The following is a 21,908-nucleotide window of genomic DNA, read 5'->3' as shown; positions in this document are numbered from 1 at the left end:
ACCCGTTATGAATTCTTTTTGGCGCTGGCGTCTTACCGCAAGCCTGTTGGTGGCAGGAGCCTTACCCACCGTATCCCTCGCGCAAAGCCCGCCCGCAACGGCTGTGCTTCCCACCGAAATTGAACGCAGGCTCGAGCAAGAACTGGACATTCAGCGTGCCCGCTCGGCGGAGCGCCCGGACGTCATGTCTTCTGGCGCCCGGCCCGGCCAAGCCAAGCTGGACCTGCCCACCGAAACGCCTTGCTTCGTGATGCGCGAATTGGCTTGGGACGGCACGGCGCCTCCCGCGGAACTGGCGAGCGCGGCCAACGCCGTCATCGGTCATTGCGTCGGCGGGCAGGGCCTGCGTGTCTTGCAGGACCACCTGATTGAACGACTGATCAGCGGCGGCCAGGTGACCGCGCGGGTGGTTGTGCCTGAGCAGTCCCTGGCCGCGGGCGTCCTGACCTTGCGCTACCTGCCTGGCCGCATCTCCGGCGTGCAGGACGAAGGCGCCATCGGTTGGTGGCGTACGGCGTTGCCGACCGGCCCGGGCGGAGAGTTGAATCAGCGCGATCTGGACCAGGCGCTGGAGAATATTCGCCGGCTTCGCGGTCAGGCTGACGCAGCCATCGATGTGGGACCCGGCCCGGAACTGGGCGATTCCGACATCGTTCTTCGCCCGGGCACGGGCAAACGCTGGCATGGCTATGTGGGCAGCGATAACGGCGGCCTGGACGCCATCGGCAAGTATCAAGTCAACGCCGGGCTGACGCTGGATTCCCCCTTGTTCCTCTACGACCAGTTGTCGGTGTCGTGGAACAGCAATGCACGTTGGCGCGACGCGGAATCCAACACGCGGGCGGCTTCCATCCACTACAGCATTCCCTTCGGCTATTGGGCGCTGTTCGCGGGCGCAAGCAAATCCACCTATCGACAAGCCGTAGCCGGGTTTGATGAGCCCATCGTCTTTGGTGGCACCACCAAGCAGTTGCAGGCGGGCGTGTCAGTGGTGCCCTATCGCGGCACCGACTACAAGGGCACGGCAACGGTGGCGATGCTGCGCAAGCGTGTCGGCAGCACCTTGAACGACGTCCCCATTGAAGTCCAGCGGCGCGACGTCACGGGTTACGACTTCAGCTTCGGGCACCGCCATTACCTGGGGCGCGCCGTGCTGGATATCGGAGCAGGCGTGCGCGGCACGCTGGCGGGAATGTCCGACCAGCCCGGCTACGTGTACGGCAAACCCGACTGGGATGGCCGCAGCACCATTGTGACGGCCAATGCCGGCCTTTACCTGCCATTCCAACTGGCGGACCAGCCTTGGGCCTACCAAGTGAACTGGCAGATCCAGCACGCCAAGACGGCAATCGTGCCATCGGACTACTTCACCATCGGCAATCGCTACGCGGTGCGTGGTTTCGACGGCCAGATGACGCTGGCGGCGGAAGACGGCTGGACCCTGCGCAACGACGTGTCGCTGGGGCTCGAAAACATGCTCGGCGCGCCGGGCCATCAACTTTATGCGGGCGTGGACGCCGGCCGCGTGGGCGGCGAATCGGCGCAATGGCTGACCGGGCGCACCTTGGTAGGTGCGGTGGCCGGGCTGCGCGGGCGTTTAGCCATCCCTTATGTGGACGCCAGCTACGACCTTTCCGCCGGTTGGCCTTTGAAAAAACCCGAGTCCTTGAGAACCGCGTCTACCGTTTTCGCGGCCGCATTGATGTTCGAGTTCTGACCCGCCGGCCTTGCGCCGCCAGCCTTCCTGATTGATCCGGTCGACACGGCCCGGGGCTTGGCTTCGGGCGCCACGGCTTGCGCCGTAGTCGACCCCTACGTTACCGGGTACGCATGATGTCCAAGCTTCGTTCGATGATTGTCTGGTCCGTCGTTTTCTTGCAGGTCTGGTCGCCGGTGCTGGCGCAGACCTTGCCGATCACGGTGGACAAGAGCGTTGCCGGCGCCAAGCCTGCCGTGGGCGTCACCAACGGGGTGCCTGTCATCAACATCGCGCCGCCCTCGGCGGGCGGGGTGTCGAACAACCGCTACACGCAATTCAACGTGGGCCCGTCCGGCGCGGTGCTCAACAACAGCGGCGGCGCCAGCCAGACGCAGTTGGCCGGCCAGGTCGCGGGCAACATCATGTTGGGCAACCAGCGTGCCACCACCATCCTCAACCAGGTCACGGCGCCGAATCCGTCGCAATTGCTGGGCACCCTGGAGGTGGCCGGCAACCGGGCAAACATCATCGTCGCCAATCCCGCCGGCATCACCTGCAATGGCTGCGACTTCTTGAACGCCGACCGCGCCACGTTGACGACCGGCCAGCCGCAAGTCGGTTCCGATGGCCGTATCGGCTTTGACATCGCGTCGGGCAAGCTCCGCATTGAGGGCGACGGCTTGTACGGCGCCAACCTGAGCCAGGTGGATCTGCTTGCCCGCACGCTGGAAATCAATGCGGGCGTCTGGGCCGACAGGCTTAACGTCACGGCCGGCGCCGCGCGCGTCGACTACGGCACGGGTGCGGTGTCCGCCCAAGCCGGGCAAGGCCCCAAGCCCGACGTGGCGCTGGACACGGCCGCGCTCGGTGGCATGTACGCAAACAGCATCAGGCTGATTGGTACCGAGGCCGGCGTGGGCGTGAACATCGGTGGCAACCTGGTGGCGCTGACTGGCGACTTGCACGTTGACGCGGCGGGAGACCTGCGCATCACGCCCAGCGGCACCGCGCAGGCAGCGGGCGCGCTGCGCATGACAAGCGGTCGGGATCTATCCGTGCAGGGCACGGCGCAGGCCGCGGGCGCAACAACATTGATCGCGGGGCGCGATGCCAGCATCCAGGGCGCGGTGGGGGCCGGCGGGCCGTTAAGCGTGCGGGGCGGCAAGGATGTCACCGTCGGCGCGCAAGGCAGTCTGCGCACCCAGGGCGCGTTGCGCGTCGTCGCGGGCCGGGACCTGGCTCTGTCGGGCCATTTGTTGACGGCTGATCAGGACATCAAGGCGCTTGCCAGCCGCAATCTGAAGGTGGCGGGCGTGCAGGCTTCGGTGACGCAGCCCGGCGCGGGTACTGGCAACGGGGGCGTGGCCGGTAATGGCGGTGGCGCAGGGGGCGGCAGCGGAAACAGTGGCGGCACTGGCGGCAGCGCTGGAGACGGCAGTGGAAACAGTGGAAGTGGCGGCAGTGCTGGCGGCGCAGGAGGCAGTTCATCGGCAGCAAGCACGGCTGCCGGAACGCAGGCAGGCGGCGGATCGGTGTCGCCCGGCGTCGTCTCCGCCAAGGCAGGTGTCACGCTGGAAGCGGGACGCGACCTGGTGTTGCCGCGCCAGGTATACACGTCCGGCAACCTGCTGATGCAGGCTGGCGCGGACTTGGCTTCTGACGCCGGCGCGCATCTGCAATCGGCCCAGGGCTTGACGATGCGCGCGGGCGGTAACGCCAGTCTCGCCGGCGTGGCATTGACGGATGGCGCCCTGTCGATCGATGCGGGGCGCCATCTGCGCATGGATGGCAGCGCGCTGGCCTACGGTGGTGCGCTTGACCTGAACAGCGGAAGCGATCTGCGCTTGGGTCAGGCCAGCAAGGCGCAGGGCAAGCGCATCGTGGTGAACGCCGGTGGCGATGTGCGCACGGGCGGCGACATGGTGTCCGAGACTAGCGTCGACCTGAAGGCAGGCGGCAATGCCTTGTTGGCGGGCACCCTGAGCGGCAATCAAGGCGTGGACGTGCGGGCGGCGGGCACGCTGGGCGTTGTCGGTGCGGCGGATGCCGCGCGGGGCGCAGTGACGCTGGCGTCGGGCGGCGATCTGTCGATTGGTGCTGGCGGCAGTGTGCAGGCCGGCGGCCCGGTAGTGCTGCGCACGGAAGGTGCGTTGAACGCGGCCGGTACGGTGTCTTCCATGGCGGCGCTGAGTGCACAGGCCGCGCGTGACGCCAAGGTCGACGGCAAATTGTTGGCGGGTGGGTCTCTGTTGCTTCAGGCCGACGGCCAGGTGAAGGCGGGCGCGAATGCGCGGCTGCAATCAGAAGGGGCAATGACGCTGCTTGCCGGCAAAGACTTGTCCCTGGCGGGCGAGGCGCAAACCAATGCGGGTCTGATGCTGAATGCCGGGCGCGACCTGCGCATCGATGGCGCGGCGCACGCTTACGCGGGCGCGTTGGCGTTGACCGCGGGCAATACCTTGCAACTGGGCAAGGCCAGCCGCACCCAAGGCGACGGCGTGTCCGCGCAGGCAGGTGGCGATTTTATCGCTGACGGCGCGATGGCTTCGCGTGGAGATATGGTCTTGGCGGCGGGTCGCGACACCTTGGTCGGCGGCCAAGCGCAAGCGACGGGAAAACTGGATCTGCAAAGCGCGGGCAACGTCACCCTGGCCCAGGGCGCGCGCGTGGAGGCGGAACGCAGCGCGGACATCTTGGCGGGACAAGACATCCTGATTGCCGGCGCGCTGCGCAGCAACGAAGGCAACCGCATTGGAGCCAAGGGCGCATTGCGCCTGGACGGCGAAATCTCTGTCGCGCAAGGCGGGCTGGATATGCTGGCAGGCAAAGAACTGTCGGTCGGCAAGCAGGGCAAGGCAGTGGCGGGTGGCGCATTACAGGGCAAGAGCGGCGGCGCGTTGACGGTAGATGGGGCGTTGTCCAGCAAAGACGCGCAAACACTGACAGCGGCGCGCGACATCAACGTCGGTGGCCAACTGTTGTCCGGCGACAGGCTGTCCTTGCGCGCGGGCCTGGGCTTGGGCACGAGCGGAGCCGCGCAACTGCAATCGGCCAAGAACATGACGCTGAGCGCAGGGCAGGACGCCAAACTTGCGGGGTCGGCCGTGAGCGATGGCGCTATCGCGATCGATGCGGCTCGCGACTTGAATGTGGACGGATCAGCGCTGGCACATGGTGGCGCGCTGAATCTGAACAGCCGCAACGATTTGCGCTTGGGCGAAACCAGCCAAGTCCAAGGTTTGGGCGTTGCCTTTGCTGCGTCACGTGACCTTTACACCAGCGGCGAAGTATCCGCTGTGGGCGCGGCGGTGCTGACAGCGGGCAATCGCGCGATGCTGGGCGGCAAGCTTGGCGCCGATGGGGACTTGACGCTGCGGGCGGCGGATGCGGCCTATGTCACCGGCACCTTCGAGGCGACCGGCAGCGCGGCCTTGTCGAGCGACAGCGATATCACGCTGGCGGGCAGCTTGCGCAGCAATCTTGGCGCACAGGTGAATGCGGCCAGCAAGCTGGACATCACCGGTGCGGCTGAAGCGGTGCGGGGGGCCTTGAACCTGGGTTCGGGCAGTGACCTGTCCATCGGCGCCCGCGGCCGTGTGCAGGCGGCCGGGCCGCTGGCGTTACGCACCGGGGGCGCGCTGAACGCGGCGGGAACGGTGTCGTCGTTGGCGGGGCTGACGGCACAAGCTGCACATGACGCCATAGTGGACGGCAAGCTGTTGGCGAGCGGCCCGCTGTCGCTCAAGGCGTTCGGAAAAATCGTGGCGAGCGCCGAGGCGCACCTGCAATCAGAAGCCACGATGACGCTACAGGCCGGCCAAGACTTGTTCTTGGCGGGCGAGGCGCAAGCCAACGCAGGCATCACGCTGGACGCCGGCGACGACCTGCGCATAGATGGCGCCGCGCGGGCCTATGACGGCGCACTGGCGCTGAACGCGGGCAAGGCGCTGCGGCTGGGCGAGTCCAGCCGTACGCAAGGCGAGGGCATCTCGGCAACGGCGGGCAGCGATCTCTACGCGGCAGGCACGATGGGGTCACGCGGCGGTATCGAACTGGCCGCGGGCCGTGATGCGCGCGTTGACAGCACCGCGCTGGCAAGCGGCGACGTGTCTCTCGTTGCCGCGCGCGATCTCAACATGAGCAAGGCGGCGCAGTGGGAAGCAGAAGGCGCGTCGCGGGCAGCAGCCGGTAACGCTATGCGCTTGTCCGGCGCGTGGCGCGGCAATGGCGATATGACGCTGGCCGCGGTGGGTGCGTTGACGGTGGACGGCGCACTGACCGCCAGCGTTGGCGGACTGGACCTGAGCGCGGGCGGTGACCTGTCCGTGGGCGCCTTGGCGCGCATGGCGGCAGCAGGACCCCTGCGGGCCAAGACCGATGGCGACCTGCACGTGGCGGGTACGGTCAGCTCGTTGAAGGCATTGACGTTGCAGGCCGCGCGCAATGCCAGCATCAGCAACCAGCTTTACGCCGCAGGCGCGCTGGACGTGCAAGCGGGTCAGTCCTTGACCACGGCAAGCGGTTCGCATCTGCAGTCCGACGGCGCGATGGCGCTGAACGCGGGCCAGGACCTGACCATTGCAGGCACGGCCTTGTCCGAGCGCGGCATGGCGCTGGCTGCCGTGCGCGACCTGCGCGTGGAGGGCAACGCGCTGGCCGAAGGTGGCACGCTGGACCTGAAGAGCGGCAACGATCTGCTGCTGGGCGTGGGCAGCCAGTTGCAAGGGATGAACGTCCAGGGGCAGTCGGGGCGCGATCTTGCGGTCCACGGCGTGCTGGTATCCAAAGGCGATGCGCTACTGCGCGCTGAGCGCGATGCCGGAGTTACCGGCAAGGTGGGCGTGGATGGCTCGCTGAATCTCAACGCGGGCAACAACATCAGGGTCGGTGCGGCCGGGCAGTTGGAGGCGTCCAAGAAGACGCAAATCCACGCTTTGGGCGACGCAACGGTCGCGGGCGCCGTGCGCGGCGACCGGGGCACGTCCATCCAGGCTGGCGGCGCGCTGGCCATGACGGGCACGGCGGCATCGGCCAAGGGGCCGTTGCAGTTGATTGCCGGACAAGACCTGACGCTGTCGTCTGACAGCCAGGCCTTTGCGGGCGGCGCCTTGCTGGCGCGCGCGGGCGCATCGCTGATGGCGGCGGGCACGATGTCGTCCCTTGCCGATCTGGTCCTGGATGCGGCCGCCAACATGACGGTGGCCGGGCAGACGCTGGCGACGGGAGCACTCAGTGCAAACGTGGGCGGCGTATTGACGGCGCGGGCGGACTCGCGCCTGCAGGCCGACGGCGCGATTGCTGTCAACGCGGACACCGCAACGCTTGCCGGCATGCTTGTTGCCGGACAATCGGCGCAGGTGCAGGTGCAAAACGACCTGACGGTCGAGGGCACCGTGCTGGCCGACAAGGACGCACTTGTCGCCAGCAGTGGCGGTGACATGACGCTGGGCGGCGCAAGCGCGCTGCAAGCCGGGGGAAAACTGGATGCACGGGCGGGCGGCAAGCTGCTTGCAGCGGGCAGTGTTTCCAGCGAAACGGACATCGTGCTGACGGCGGGCAAGGACGCTGAACTGACTGGTAAGACAGTCGCCAACGGAGCGCTCGCAATCGATGCCGGCAGAAATCTGGCGGTGGCTGAAAATGCGCTGGCCCAAGGCAGCGGCAAGTTGCTGATGAGCGCCGGCCAAGACCTGCGCATCGCCGGCACGGCCGGCACCGCAGAGGGCGCGGGCACTCGGGGAGCGGGCACTCAAGGAGCGGATACTCAGAGCGCGGGCACTCAGGGAGCGGGCACTCAGAGCGCCAGGAGCGCCAGTGCCGCCTCGGGCGGCACGCTACACGCGCAGGCCGGCCGCGATCTGTCCATCACGGACACGGGCATCGTCACCGCCGGCTCACCCATCGCCTTGAAGGCGACCCGCGACATCAACATCGACGGCATCGCGACCGCCCTGGCGGGTAGCTTGCAAGCCGACGCCGGCGCCAATCTGCAAGTGGGCGCCGCCGGCCGGATGCAAGCCTCTGACAACCTCGCTGCAAGCGCGGGCGCGGACCTGGATTCCGACGGCGCCATTGCTGCGGGCGGCGGCCTCACGCTGGCTGCGGGCGCAAGCGCCCGATTGGGCGGCGTGGTGGCAGCGTTGGGCGAGCGCGCGGCAGGCGATGCACTGATCACGGCGCAACACGATTTGACCGTCAAGCAAGGTGCACAGGTCCAGGCCGCGGGCACACTGACCGCGCGTGCCGGTCGCGACCTGAACGCCACGGGTGCCCTGAGTTCGGTGGCCGATATGGCATTGGCCGCCGCGCGTGACTTGCGCATAAACGGCACCGCCGCATCCGACGCCAACCTGACCTTGACCGGACGCGACCTGAGCGTTGCGGCAACCGGTCTTGCGCAAGCAGGCGGCACGCTTGCCGCCACCGCGCAAGGCGCCTTGCTTGCCGCAGGTCGCCTGTTGGCCGGGCAGTCGCAAGCGCTGATCGCTGGCACCGACTTGACGGTGGACGGCACGGTTGCCGCGCTGAACGGCAACCTGACGTTGACCTCGCAGCGGGGCGACCTGGCATTGGGCGCGGCATCAACCGTGCAGGCCAGCGGCACGCTGACGGCCAAGGCCGGCGCGGCACTGCGCACGCAGGGTTCGCTGGCAGCGGGCCAGGGCATGGCGTTGCGTGCAGGCACCGACGCCACGCTCGGCGGCATCGCCGCCACCCAGGCGGGCGACCTGACGGCTCGCGCGGCGGGTGACCTGGCCGTCGCGGCCGAGGGCCGTCTTCAATCAAACCGAGGCCTGGATTTGCAGGCGGGTGGTGCGCTGGCCAACGCTGGCGTGGTGTCCGCCCAGGAAGACGCTAGCGTGCGCGCGGGCAAGACCTTGCTGAACCCGGGCTCGGTCCTGGCGGGAGGCGACCTGCTCGTCACCACGCCGGGCCTACTGAGCAACGCCGGCCGTCTCGTGGCAGGCGTGGATGGTGACGGCGCGCTCAAGCAGCCGGGCAGCCTGACGCTTGCGGCCGGCACCATCGTCCACCCCGGCACCAGCCTTGCGGGCAAGGACCTGAGCCTTACCGCTGGCGGCCTGGACCTGACGCACGGCACGCTCTCGGCCGTGGGCAACGTCAAGCTAGGCACGCCAGGCGCCATCGACACGCGCCATGCCGTCGTACAAGGCGGCGGCTTGGACATCTCGGCCGCCAATCTGCGCAATCAGGCAGGCAAACTCACCTCGACGGGCGACGCCCGTCTGGCTCTAAGCGGCGAACTCAACAACGCCGAAGGGCTGATCGCCGCGGCGGGTGACATGCGAGTCGATGCCGCAACGGTCATCAACCGCGCGGGCACGCTGGCGGGCGGCAATCTTGTCATCAACGCCAGCGGCGCGGTGGATAACCACAGTGGCTTGATCCAGGCCGACAACGCCTTGACGCTGACCTCGGCCACGCTGGACAACAGCGCGACGCTGGAGGCAGCAAAGTCGGCAGCAAAGTCGGCACCCCAGGGCGTGTTGGGCAAAGTGGTCACCATTGTGGCGGACCGCGTCAACAACCAGGGCGGCTCCATCCAGGCGGGTCACAACCTGACCCTGACCACCCGCGAACTCGACAACCAGGGCGGCGAGGTAGCCGCCCAAGGCAACGCCCACATCGTGGCGGATACGCTGAAGAACGGCCAGGGCAAGCTGCTGGGCGGCAACAGCCTCACAGTCATCGCGCACGTGCTGCATGGCTTGGGCACGCTGCAATCCGCGGGCGACCTGAGCTTTCACTATGCGGGCGCGCTGAACCAGCCGGGCGACCTGTCCAGTGGCCGCGACATGAACCTGTCCGTGGGTGGCGCGGTGGACAACAGTGCAACCATCAGCGCCGGGCGCGACCTGAACATCAAGGCGAACTCGCTCACCAACCACGCCACCGGTCAGCTTCTGGCGGGCGGCGCCAACACCATCACCGTCGCGCACGACCTGATCAATGCCGGCCTGATCGATGGCGCGGTCACGCGCATCAACGCGGGCAGCGTGGATAACCTGGCCCGCATCTACGGCGACAAGGTCGCGATCCTGGCCAATACGCTGGTGAACCGCGCCGGTACGGGTGGCGGTGCCGTCATTGCGTCTCGGGGCGCCATGGATTTGGGCGTGGCTACGCTGGTAAATCGCGCGCATGCGCTGATCTATGCCGGGGCAGACCTCGCCACCGGCGGGGCGCTGGATGCCGGCGGCAATGCCGTGGGCCAGGCCGCATCGCTGCTGAACACCGGCGCCACCATCGAAGCGGCGGGCAACGCCCGCATCTCGGCGGCATCGCTGCATAACCATAACGCCAACTACGCCAGCCAGACCGTGCAGGTGTCGTCCCAGGCCAAGGTGTACTTCACCCCGGCCGGCAGCACGGATATGTACGACGCCGAGACCAACTGGCTGTGCGACGAAGTCACGCCGATGTGCAGCAAGGACCCGGCGTGGCTAAACGACGACCCCGAACGCATGTTCCTGTTGCCGTCCGCCAAATATCCGCAGGCGCGGTATGGCCCGCCGTTCGACTACACGCCGGGCGGAAAGCGCAAGGCGCGCGTGAGTTCGCCTATAGCCCCGACTTATACCCCCGCCAATAGCGGTTGTAGCGGCGGAGACGCGGGCGGTCCCTGCTGGGACGAGCCGGAAAAATTCCTCTATGCCTCGGACGCCCGCATATGGGCCGTCTTCGGCGTTACCCCGCCCACGGGCACGCTTCCGATTTGGGTTCCTCCTGCATCCCCGTGCATTGGCAACCGCCCGGCCTGCGTGGCGGAAGCCGCACGCCGCAAAGCCTATGAAGCGGCCTATGCCGCGTACAAAACACCGCACCTGGAACTGAACGCCCGCATCCGCGAATTCAACGCTGATTTCAACAACCGCCTGGTCGGCTCGCTGACCTATTACCAGGTCAACGAAACGGTCACCGAGACCCGCACGCTGTCGTCGGACCCGGGCAAGATCCTGTCGGGCGGCGCCATGACGCTGGCTGGCACGGTCACTAACGACAAAAGCCAGATCGCCGCCGGCGGCGCGCTGAGTGTGGCGGGCTCGGCCATCCATAACGTTGGCGCCAGCGGTCAGCGCACCATCACGCGCGAGGGCAGGGCCACGCTTTCGCAGCCGCGCTCCAGTTATCGCTATGAAACCTCGGTTCCGTACACCGCCAAGCTGGCGGCGCAGGGCATTGAACTGCCCGTCGGGACCTCGGGCGGATACACCAACGTCACGCTAGGCGGATCGGCGCCCGGCCCCACCGGTGTCGGCACACCGGGCCCCGTGTTGGTCGCCAGCCTGGACCTGCCCGGCGGCACGGTCGTGCGCACCGTCTCCAACCCGGCCAGCATTCCAGACAGCCAGCTTTTTGCGGTAAACCAGCGGCCCGACGCGCCTTACCTCGTTGCGACCGACCCGCGCTTCATCGGCCAACGGCCGACCGTGTCCAGCGACTATCTGTTCGAGCTGTTGCGCCAGCCGGGCGCGCTGCCGGATACCTCCATCGCAGGTGGCGCAGGCGCGGGCGGCGGGCTCACCGGCCCGCGCGTCGATCAACCCGCCGACGCAAGCCTGGTCCAAGCCGCCATCAGCGCCGGCACCGTCACGCCGCAAGCGGCGGCAGGCCCCGCTGTGGGCGCCGGCTCCGGCGGGGACGCGCAACGGCTGGACGCCCCAGCGGCCTCTTCGGTACATGGCGCTGCCCTGGGCAGCGGCAGCACCATCGCCGGCCACGACGTGCAAGGCGGCAAGACGCTGTCCAGCGCGCGGCTGGCAGGTTGGGACACCCTGGTGCCCAAGGGCGCCAGGTTCCTGACGCCATCGGGTCAACCCAAGCGTTTGGGTGACGGCTTCTACGAGCAAAAACTCGTATCCGACCAGATCCTGGCCACCACCGGCCAGCGCTTCCTGGAACGCTTTGGCGACAACGACAGCCAGTACAAGGCCTTGCTGGCCGCGGGCGCGCAATTCGCTCGAGACCACAACGTGCAGGTGGGCGTGGCGTTGACCGACGCGCAACAACGCCAGCTCAAGACCGATCTGGTCTGGCTGGTGGCGCAGACGGTCACCCTGCCCGACGGCAGTGCCGAGACGGTGCTGGTGCCCAAGGTCTACCTGCTGGTCCGCAAGAACGACTTGAAAGGCGACGGCACCTTGATGGCCGGGCGCGACGTCAAGCTCGTCGCCGACGGCAATATCGACAACAGCGGCACGATCGGCGCGCGCCATGCCACCGTCATGAGCGCGTCCAACATCGTCAACCAGGCCGGCGGCCTGGTCCAGGGCGCCACCGTGGATCTGTCCGCGCGCACCAACCTGACCAACCTTGCCTCGCGGATTAAGGGCGATGCCGTCACGCTGAAGGCGGGGCGCGACATCGCCTTGACCTCGACGGCGGCGTCCGAGAACTTCGGCAGCACCTGGGGTTCGCACGTCACGGGCGTGGCCCGCGTGGACGCGGGTGACCTGAACATGCGAGCCGGTCGCGACATCAACCTGACCGCCGCGCAAGTCAACGCCGAGCGCAACGCCGGGTTGCAAGCCGGCCGCGACATCAATCTGGAAACCCTGACGGAACGCCACGGCGAGTCGATCGTCATCAACAAGAAAAACCGCCACGACCTGAGCACCAGCAAAGAGATCGGTTCGTCGATTGCCGCAGGCGGCAACCTGACGCTGATCGCGGGGCAAGACGTGAACGCGCGTGCGGCTGATGTCACCGCCGACAAGAAGTTGGCCGTGGGCGCCGGCCGCGACATCAATCTGACAGCCGGCGTGGAGTCCGGTTCGGCGTACGACGAACTTCACTATAAAAAGCGCGGTTTCTTGTCGTCGAAGACCACGCACATCATCAATTCGACGGATTGGGAGCAGGCCAAGGGTTCGACTTTCACTGGCGACACCGCCGTCCTGATGGCCGGGCGCGACTTGAACGTGGCCGGTTCGAACACCGGCGCGCAGAAGGACTTGGTGATGTCCGCCAAGCGCGACGTGAACATCCTGCCCGGCCAGAACGCCGAGGACAGCTACGACTACAAGATGGTCAAGAAGTCGGGCTTTGGGGCCATGGGTGGTTTGAGCTATGGCACCAGCAAGCAGACAGATTCGCTTGATAGCAAGAAGGTATTCCACAACGCCAGCACCGTCGGCAGCGTCGAAGGCGACGTGCTGATCAACGCCGGCAGCGCTCTCAACATCAAGGGCGGCAACGTCATCGCGCGCCGGGGCGACATCACGCTGATCGGCAAGGAAGTCAACATCGGCGCGGCGCTGGACACCACGAAAGAGAAGGAATTCCATGAGATCAAGCAGACGGGGTTGAGCATTAATGCCAACACGCCTTTGGTCGATGCAATGCAAACCGCGGGAAGAATGGGGGATGCAGCGGGCAGGACCGACAACAAGGTCATGCAAGGATTGGCGTTGGCGACGACCGGCCTTGCTGCGGCCAACGCTTATGACGCAGTCGCGGCCGATCCCAAGAGCGCTGGCGGCGTGAGCGTCAGTATCAACTTTGGAGTGAGCAAGAGCCAAAGCACGACAGATCGCGCGTCGTCTTCCGCTTTGGGCTCTACCGTGGCGGCGGGCAAAGACCTGACCATCGTCGCCAAGGGAGCCGGCTCCGCGTCCGACGTCACCGTCACAGGTTCACGCCTGTCAGCAGGGAACAACACCATCATCAAGGCAGATGGCGACATTCTGCTGCAAGCTGCGCAGAACACCTTTGAGCAACACACGAAGAACAAGAGCTACAGCGGTAGCGTCGGCATTGGCGTGTCAGCGAACAGCGAAGACGGTATTGGCGTGATGCTGAACCTTAGTGCCGGTGGTGGCCGAGGGCGCGCAGACGGTAAAGACGCTAATTGGACGTATACCGATGTCACTGCTGGCAACGTGCTGACGTTGCAATCGGGCGGGGATACCTCGCTGATCGGCGCGATAGCAAGCGCCGATCAGATCATCGCCTCGGTCGGCAAGAACCTTCAAATTGAGACTCTGCAAGATACCAGCACCTACGTTTCCAAGCAGCAAAGTGCTGGCGTCCAAGCAAGTATTTGCATCTACGGCTACTGCAAAAGTTCCGTCTCCGGCAACGTCTCGCAAGGCCGGATGGACAGCAATTTCCAGTCCGCCACACAGCAGGCGGGGCTGAAAGCGGGTGATGGCGGTTTTCTGGTGAACGTTGGTCAGAACACCACGTTGACTGGTGGCGTCGTATCGAGCAGTGACCAAGCTGTCGCGGACGGTCTGAATGAGCTGTCCACCGGCACGCTTGTCGTCAAAGACTTGCAGAACATGGCGCGCTACAAGGCAGATCAGGTTGCGTTGAGCGGCGGATATAGCTGGGGAGGCAGCGGGGAAGGGGACGCGAAAAAGGGCGATGTTGGGACGAACTCGAAAGGCCAGGCGGCAGGCGGCGCGGACAAAGTGCCTGGTACGAGCTTGCCGACAAGCAGCAACGGAGCGTCTGCTGGTATGCCCGTGGTTGTTGCGGCTTCTGGGAATGCCAATTCGACTACACACAGCGCCATCAGCGGCGGCAGCGTAGTCATTCGTGATGGCGCTGGGCAAATTGCCCTGACCGGCAAGACGGCGGCGGAGACGATCGCGGCGTTGAACCGGGATACGTCCGATACGTTGAATGCGCTGAAGCCGATCTTTGATAAGGAGAAGATCGAGGCCGGGTTCGAGATTGCGTCAGAAGCCAGTCGGCAGATGGGGCAGTTTTTGACGAATCGGGCGAAGGAGAAGCAGGCGGCAGAGAAGGCGCTATCTGACGCGATCGATACAGGCGGGGCCAACGACGCGGCAAGCATGAGCGCGCTCATGGATCAAGTGCAGCGCGCTCGGGATTGGAGTGCTGGTGGCAAGTACGGCTTGGTCTTGTTAGCGTTGTCGGGCGGGGCCGGTGCAAACGTGACGGGATCGACCAGCGCATTCGTGCAGTCGGCCGCGGTGAACTTCCTTCAAGGCCTTGGGGCAGCCCAGGTCAAGCAGATCGCCGATAGCCTAGGCAGGGATCCGCAAGCGGAGGCTGCACGCGCGGCGTTGCACGGCATCGTGGGATGCGCAGGCGCCGCAGGCCAAGGTGCAGCCTGCGCTTCGGGCGCCTTGGGCGCGAGTGCGGGCAGCATCCTCAACAGCCTGATGGGCTCGCCCGAGGGCCTAACCCCCGAGCAAGTCGACGCGCGGCGCAATCTGGTCACAAGTCTGGTGGCTGGCATAGCGAGCGCTGCGGGAGCGGATGCGGCAACGGCGGGTACTGCGGCGGGGCTGGAAACGTCGCAGAACTGGGGGCAGTTCGCAATCCCTGCGGTTAGCGCAGCGGCGGCCAAGTGTGCAACGACGCCGAGCTGCCAGCGGGCGGTCACGTATGTGTCGGACAAGACCGTCTACGTGGCAGTGCAAATGAAGGACGGCGCCATCTATGTGGGAACGGCTGCGCTGGTGGGCATTACCGCTGCGTCTGACGCGGTAGGAAACTGGGTGTCGGAATTCGTGGGCAGCGCGGTGGGGCGCGAGACGGCGCTGCCGGGTAAGCCTGGCGAGGTGGTGAGGGTGGACACGCCGCCGCCGATGCCTTCCGAGAAGGAGACGTTTGGGTCGGAGATCCCGAGTTGGCCAGGTGAGCCGGTTGGGTCGATTGGGGTGCCGGGACAGGAGAATAATGGGCCTTCGGGTGGGGCTACGATGATTTCTCCCATTCCGGGGGCTGCCCAGTCGACCATAATTTTCCAGCAAGGGCACGGGCAAAGAATAGGAACGCCGTATGTATCCTCGGGTGTTGAAGTAACCCCCGACGTTGTTGAACGAGCCTTACGTGGTGATCCCGCTTTTGGGATACAAGGAGCAGTATCCTTGCCGGCGATTCAACGATATGTTGACAGGTTGCTGGCCGGGGAAGTTTCGCCGCCGATTAAGATGGATGGAGATGTGATTGTTGACGGAAATCACAGATATATCGCTGCGAGGATATTAGGTCGTGAAGTGAAGGTTGTTCCATCAGTGCTGCCAAATTCGTTACGAGACAAAAAGAGTTCCATCTCAAAGATTGAAGTTGATTCCGCAGATTGGGGAAACCATTGATTGTTCTTAAATATCAAACGGGCGAGTCCCTTACTCTGAGTGTAGATACTTTGGTTCGGGCAGATTTTCGTGGTGCAAACTTCCATCGGTTGATGTTTGACGGTATGGACTTGCAGAACGCTGATTTTTCGCGTGCTTCTCTCAGAAATGTTGGGTTTGTGGGATCCAAAATTTCTGGCGTGAAAATGGTGGGAGCTAGGCTGATGAATTCATACTTCATGCATGTGATCGCCAGAAACTCGGATCTGACAAACGCAATCGCGATCGGCGCTGATTTTTCAAATGGAGATTTTACGGGGGCAACTCTTTACAACTTAGATGTTCGTTTTGCCAATTTGGAAAGTACGAAGCTTGTTGGAGCAGACGTCAGAGTAAAAAATGCGGGGGATGCATCATGGCATGGTGCGACTTATGACGAAAACACTATTTGGCCATCAAACTTCGATCCGGAAGGGGCAGGGGCCATAAAAGTGACATAGGTATAAGCCATCGCGCGGGTCTAGCACAGCGGTAGAGCTATATCGTCTCCGTGCCACCACCGGCCAGCGCTTCCTGGAACGCTTTGGCGACAACGACAGCCAGTACAAGGCCTTGCTGGCCGCGGGCGCGCAATTCGCTCGAGACCACAACGTGCAGGTGGGCGTGGCGTTGACCGACGCGCAACAACGCCAGCTCAAGACCGATCTGGTCTGGCTGGTGGCGCAGACGGTCACCCTGCCCGACGGCCGTGCCGAGACGGTGCTGGTGCCCAAGGTCTACCTGCTCGTCCGCAAGAACGACTTGAAAGGCGACGGCACCTTGATGGCCGGGCGCGACGTCAAGCTCGTCGCCGATGGCAATATCGACAACAGCGGCACGATCGGCGCGCGCCATGCCACCGTCATGAGCGCGTCCAACATCGTCAACCAGGCCGGCGGCCTGGTCCAGGGCGCCACCGTGGATCTTTCCGCGCGCACCAACCTGACCAACCTCGCCTCGCGGATCTTGGGTGATGCCGTCACGCTGAAGGCGGGGCGCGACATCGCCTTGACCTCGACGGCGGCGTCCGAGAACTTCGGCAGCACCTGGGGTTCGCACGTCACGGGCGTGGCTCGCGTGGAGGCGGGTGACCTGAACATGCGAGCCGGTCGCGACATCAACCTGACCGCCGCGCAAGTCAACGCCGAGCGCAACGCCGGGTTGCAAGCCGGCCGCGATATCAATCTGGCCACCCTGACGGAACGCCACGGCGAGTCGATCGTCATCAACAAGAAAAACCGCCACGACCTGAGCACCAGCAAAGAGATCGGTTCGTCGATTGCCGCAGGCGGCAACCTGACGCTGATCGCGGGGCAAGACGTGAACGCGCGTGCGGCTGATGTCACCGCCGACAAGAAGTTGGCCGTGGGCGCCGGCCGCGACATCAATCTGACGGCCGGGGTGGAGTCCGGTTCGGCGTACGACGAGCTTCACTATAAAAAGCGCGGTTTCTTGTCGTCGAAGACCACGCACATCATCAATTCGACGGATTGGGAGCAGGCCAAGGGTTCGACTTTCACTGGCGATAAGGTCGTATTTCAGGCTGGCCGGGACGTTTCGCTGAATGCGTCGCAGGCCCTTGCCAGCGGAGATCTTATCGTCGATGCCGGCCGCGACTTGTCGGTGACGGCCGGCACGAACACTTACGCGGAAAGCAATTACAAGCGCGTGAAGAAAAGCGGCATTTCCGCCAGAGGTCTGGGGATCTCGTACAAAAGCAGCGATGCTCGATCGCTGCAGACCGTCGATGGCATGACGCAGAGCGACGCACGTAGTCTTCTGGGTACCACGGGCGGCGACGTCATCATGACGGCGGGACGAAACGTACTGATCGCGGGCAGCGATGTGGTCGCGGGCAAGGCCTCGGGCGATACCGCCGGCAATACGGGCAACATCGATATCCAGGCCCAGAACGTCGCCATCGTGGCGGGCCGCGACGTCGAAAACACCCACAGCGAATACTCGCTGAAGGAAAGCAGCTTTGGCGTGTCCGCCGTCAGCACGCTGATGGATACCTTCAAAAACCTGGCCACTGCCAGCACCACCAAAGCCAAGGCGCAAGAGCTTGCCCACAGCGGGGCCACAATGCCCGGTGTGTCGTTCTCGCACAGCGGCAGCAAGAGCAGCGGCTCGTTCGATTCGTCTAGCCTGGTCAGCAGTGGCTCGTCGCTTAGCGCCGTGGGCGATGTCATGATCCGTGCCACCGGCAACGGCTCGCGCGATGCCTCGGGCCGTGCACGGGATGGCGACGTCCTGATTTCCGGGTCCAGCCTGCGCGCCCAGGGCGGTGTCGTGCTGGACGCCCAGCGCAGTATCTCCGTTGTCGGCTCCGACAACCGTCAGACCAAGACCAGCGAGGAGTCGAGCAAGAGCACCAGCTTCGAGTTGGGCGGCATGAGCCTGGGCGACATCGGACGGGCAATCGATGGCGGCCCGAACTCCAGTGGGGTCAAGATGTTCCCCTACGGCGGCGAATCGGCGAAGTCCAATGAGCTGTCCTCGGGCACGGGGCAGACGTCCTCGCTTATCACTGGCAATAGCGTCCACCTGAACAGCCGCGATGGCGATATCCGTATCGCCGGCTCGGCTATCGACGCCATCGACAACGTGGGCCTCTTGGCCAATCGCGGATCGATCACCGTCGATACGGGCAACGCGACGCGCGATCAAGGCAGAAGCTACAGCAACAAGACGGTGGGCGATCTGGGGCGCGAAGGCAGCGGCTTCAGTGTTGGAGTTCGCAGCAGCAGCGGCAGCCTGGATGAGCGCAGCAGCACGCCAAGCGCGGCTGGCAGCACCGTCACCAGCCATCTGGGCGACGTTTCTATTGTCGCCAAGGAAGATGTGCTTGTGCGCGGTAGCGGCATCCGCGCGGGCCGAGACGTCCTGATGGGCGGGCAGGCGGTCACGATCGACGGCAGCTTCGACACCAGCGTGTATCGCCAGTTTCAGGAGACCAGCCAGGTCGGCGTCACCGTCAGCGCCAGCAATCCTGTTGTCAGCGCCGTGCAAAGCACCAACCGCATGCGCGAGGCGGCGCAAGAGACCAACAATGGCCGCCTGCAGGCAATCGCTGCGGTCGCGGCGGGGCTGGCTGCCAAGAACGCCTACGATGCGGTGGCTAAAGATCCCTCGAAGGTCGGCGGCATCAACATCAACGTCGATGTCGGCGCCAGCAGCGCCAGCCAGACCCGCAGTGGGCAAAGCAGCACAGCAAGCGGCGCGGCCATCGCGGCCGGCCGCGACCTGACGATCATCGCGGCGGGCAAGGCAGATCAATCCAACATCGTCGTGGCGGGCTCCGACCTGGCCGCGGGCCGCAACATCCTGCTGAACGCACAGGGCGACATCCTACTTACCGCCCAGCAGAATACCGCCAGCCAGAAGACTGACGGCAAGAGCAGCAACGCCAGTGTCGGGGTGGGTTTTTCGATCGGTGGAACCCAGAACGGCGTCAGCATCAACCTGGCGGCAGGCGGTAGCAAGAACAAAGGCGATGGCCGGGATACGAAGTGGAACAACACCCATGTCCAGGCCGGCGGCAACCTGACCATGAACTCCGGCGGCGACACGGTCTTGCGCGGCGCGCAAGCCAGCGCCGACCGGATTATGGCGACGGTAGGCGGCAACCTTGTTGTCGAAAGCCTGCAGGACATCAGCCACTACGCCGCGCGCGACCGCAGCGTGGGCGTGCAGGTAAGCCTGTGCATACCGCCCCTGTGCTACGGCGCCAGTTCGGTCAGCGGCAACTACGGCCACAGCAAGATCAACAGCCAGTACGCCAGCGTCACGGAGCAGACGGGCCTGTGGGCAGGCGACGGTGGCTTCCAGATTGATGTGGCGAAGAATACCGGACTGATGGGTGGCGTCATTGCCAGCAGCGACAAGGCGGTTGCCGATGGCAAGAACGTCCTGACCACCGGCACCCTGACTAGCCGCGACGTCGAAAACCGCGCCAGCTACGAAGGGCAATCCATTCAGTTGGGCGGGGGCGTGAGCTTCGGCGGCGGCAAGGATGACGGTAAAAGCGGCGGGAAGGACGGCGACAAGGACCAGAGCAACATCGGCACCGACGGCAAGGGGGAGGTCGCAGGCGGAAGCAAGGCGACGCCGAACTCGAAGCTGGCCAGCGCTAACGGCATCAGCATGGGCTTGCCCGTCGTCATGGGCGCCAGCGGCCAGTCCAACTCCACCACGCTCAGTGGTATCAGCGGCGGAACGGTCGTCATTCGCGACGAGGCGGGGCAGAAGGCGCAGACAGGGCAGACGGCGGCCGAGGTGATCGCCGGACTGAACCGCGACACCAAGGATACGTTGAACAGCCTTGATCCGATTTTTAACGAGAAGGAGATTCGGGCCGGCTTCGAGATCGTGGGGGAAGCTGGCCGGCAGGTGGGGCAGTTTTTGGTGAATCGGGCGCGGGAGGCTGATGCGCTGAAGACGGCGATGGAAGCCGAACCTGAGGGGCCGCGCAAAAGGCTGCTTGCTGCGCAATACGCAGAGGCTGCTAAATGGGTGTCCGATGGTCAACATCGTTTGATCATTACAGCAATAGGTGCGGCTGCGGGCGGTAACGTCACCGGGGGAGCGACGCAGTTCGTCCAATCGGCAGCCGTGAACTATCTGCAAGGTCTGGGCGCGTCGAAGATCAAGGAAATTTCGGGTAGTTTAGGCGGGGAAGGTTCCCCCGGACATATCGCGCTGCATGCAGTGCTTGCCTGCTCGGGCGCAGCTGCTCAGGGTGCGAACTGCGGAGCCGGCGCGGTAGGTGCATCGGCCAGCATCGTGGTCAACAGCCTCCTGCAAAAGCTCTCGGGCAAGGGCTCGGAGATGCTCGGTGCCGAGGATAAGGACCAACGCGCCAACCAGTTGGTTTCGATCATCGCGGGCATTGCGAGCGCGCTAACGCCGGAACAAGCGGCGACGATTGCAACTGCTGCTCGTCTCGAAGCGGAAAACAATACGCTTCGGGATCACACGCAGGTTCACTCGGCGAGGTTCGACGAGAAGGTGAAGGTTTTGGCGGACTGCGTGGGAGAACGGTCATGCCAGACCGCCGTGGGCCACTTTGAGGGCTGGATTCGGGTTATTGATGAGCGAGATCTTCCCGCCTGCAGCGGAGAGGGGATCTGCATTCAAAACAGGCTGGCCGAGCGGGATGCCTATATGGCTGGGCTGGCAACGGCTATCGGCCGATTGAAGGATCCGCTGATAGCAGGCATGGATTTGCTGGATTCGCGCAATAAGGGTCTTTATGATCGTTTGACGCTGAAAGACTCTTTGGTTCGTTTTCAGTCGGGGACGCCAGACTACACGAGCGAGGTAGATCGGTTCGTAGTTGAGGCCATGATGTCGTCGCCGGCGGTATTTGCGGCGGTGAAGGGGGTATCGGCGCTAGATAGTGACGGTGGGGGCGGGGGCGCGCGGCCTGGGAAGACGGGAGGTAAAGGCGGGCCGGGTAGCTCAAAGGAAATTGAAGAAACCTCCGGGTCTATCGCAGGGCATAGTCTGAAAGACCAAACCACAGGGCAAAAGATTCAGTTTGGAAGAGTTGAGAATCAAACAAATCATACGTTTAGGCACGTTGAGGCGGCGGGCTTTCAGCGGGAAGTTGTGGGCCGTGCTATTCAAAAGGATTTGTCAAAGGCTGGAGTCAATCTTAAGGACGGTCCGTACGCCGGATTTGTGATCGTAAACGGAATTAGGCTTGAATATAGTGCCTTTAAATTTCCGGATGGAACAATTAATGTGGGACGCATTACTCCGTCGAAGGTCCTCAGATGAGAAGATTAAATTTTAACGAGCGTAAATACATAGAAGAAATGATTAAGTCTTCGGGCGCCGGTAGGCCCTTAGTGGCAAGGCTTGATGATGTGATGGTGGAAAGCATCGAAGATGGAGGAATGGGAAGTTTATTGTTCCTCTCTGCCCGTCCAGGACGTATTCTTGGAAGAGAAATTGCGCGTGGGGAGTTCAAAGATGAAGATGGAGTTTGGGTTATGGCGGTCCTTAGTTTGGACAATTTTGGAGATTTGTACGAGTTGGATGTTTGGAAAACCGATTTTTCTAAATTGAAGAGTTTTCCATAGTTCGAT

At 64.4% G+C, this 21,908-nt stretch carries 5 protein-coding genes; all 5 read left to right on the top strand.

The genetic code is table 11. The annotated features are described in order from the left end of the window. Positions 1-103 precede the first annotated feature (103 nt). Positions 104-1,717, top strand: a complete 1,614-nt coding sequence (locus P8T11_RS18085) for a ShlB/FhaC/HecB family hemolysin secretion/activation protein (protein WP_268080680.1) — start codon at positions 104-106, stop codon at positions 1,715-1,717. Between the two features lie 113 nt (positions 1,718-1,830). Further along, positions 1,831-15,795 (top strand): hemagglutinin repeat-containing protein, encoded by a 13,965-nt coding sequence (locus tag P8T11_RS18080; RefSeq protein ID WP_278072144.1) that lies wholly within the window; start codon positions 1,831-1,833, stop codon positions 15,793-15,795. Continuing rightward, positions 15,792-16,274: a pentapeptide repeat-containing protein gene (locus P8T11_RS18075; RefSeq protein WP_268080682.1), complete on the top strand. Its 483-nt coding sequence runs from the start codon at positions 15,792-15,794 to the stop codon at positions 16,272-16,274. Before P8T11_RS18080 ends, P8T11_RS18075 begins: the two co-directional genes overlap by 4 nt. A 112-nt stretch (positions 16,275-16,386) precedes the next feature. Beyond that, a complete protein-coding gene (locus tag P8T11_RS18070; RefSeq protein WP_278072143.1) occupies positions 16,387-21,597 on the top strand; it encodes a hemagglutinin repeat-containing protein in 5,211 nt (1,736 codons plus the stop codon). Then, a complete protein-coding gene (locus P8T11_RS18065) occupies positions 21,594-21,902 on the top strand; it encodes a DUF6984 family protein (protein WP_268080684.1) in 309 nt (102 codons plus the stop codon). The genes P8T11_RS18070 and P8T11_RS18065 overlap by 4 nt, the downstream gene beginning before the upstream one ends. Positions 21,903-21,908: the final 6 nt, after the last annotated feature.

This window comes from Achromobacter spanius (assembly GCF_029637605.1).
Classification (GTDB): Bacteria; Pseudomonadota; Gammaproteobacteria; order Burkholderiales; family Burkholderiaceae_B; genus Achromobacter; species Achromobacter spanius_E.
This window is presented reverse-complemented; position numbering and strand designations above follow the sequence as displayed.

Excerpts from the sequence above, each read along its gene's own strand:
- P8T11_RS18080 (WP_278072144.1), top strand. The coding sequence starts at position 1,831 with ATGATGTCCAAGCTTCGTTCGATGATTGTCTGGTCCGTCGTTTTCTTG.
- P8T11_RS18065 (WP_268080684.1), top strand. The coding sequence starts at position 21,594 with ATGAGAAGATTAAATTTTAACGAGCGTAAATACATAGAAGAAATGATT.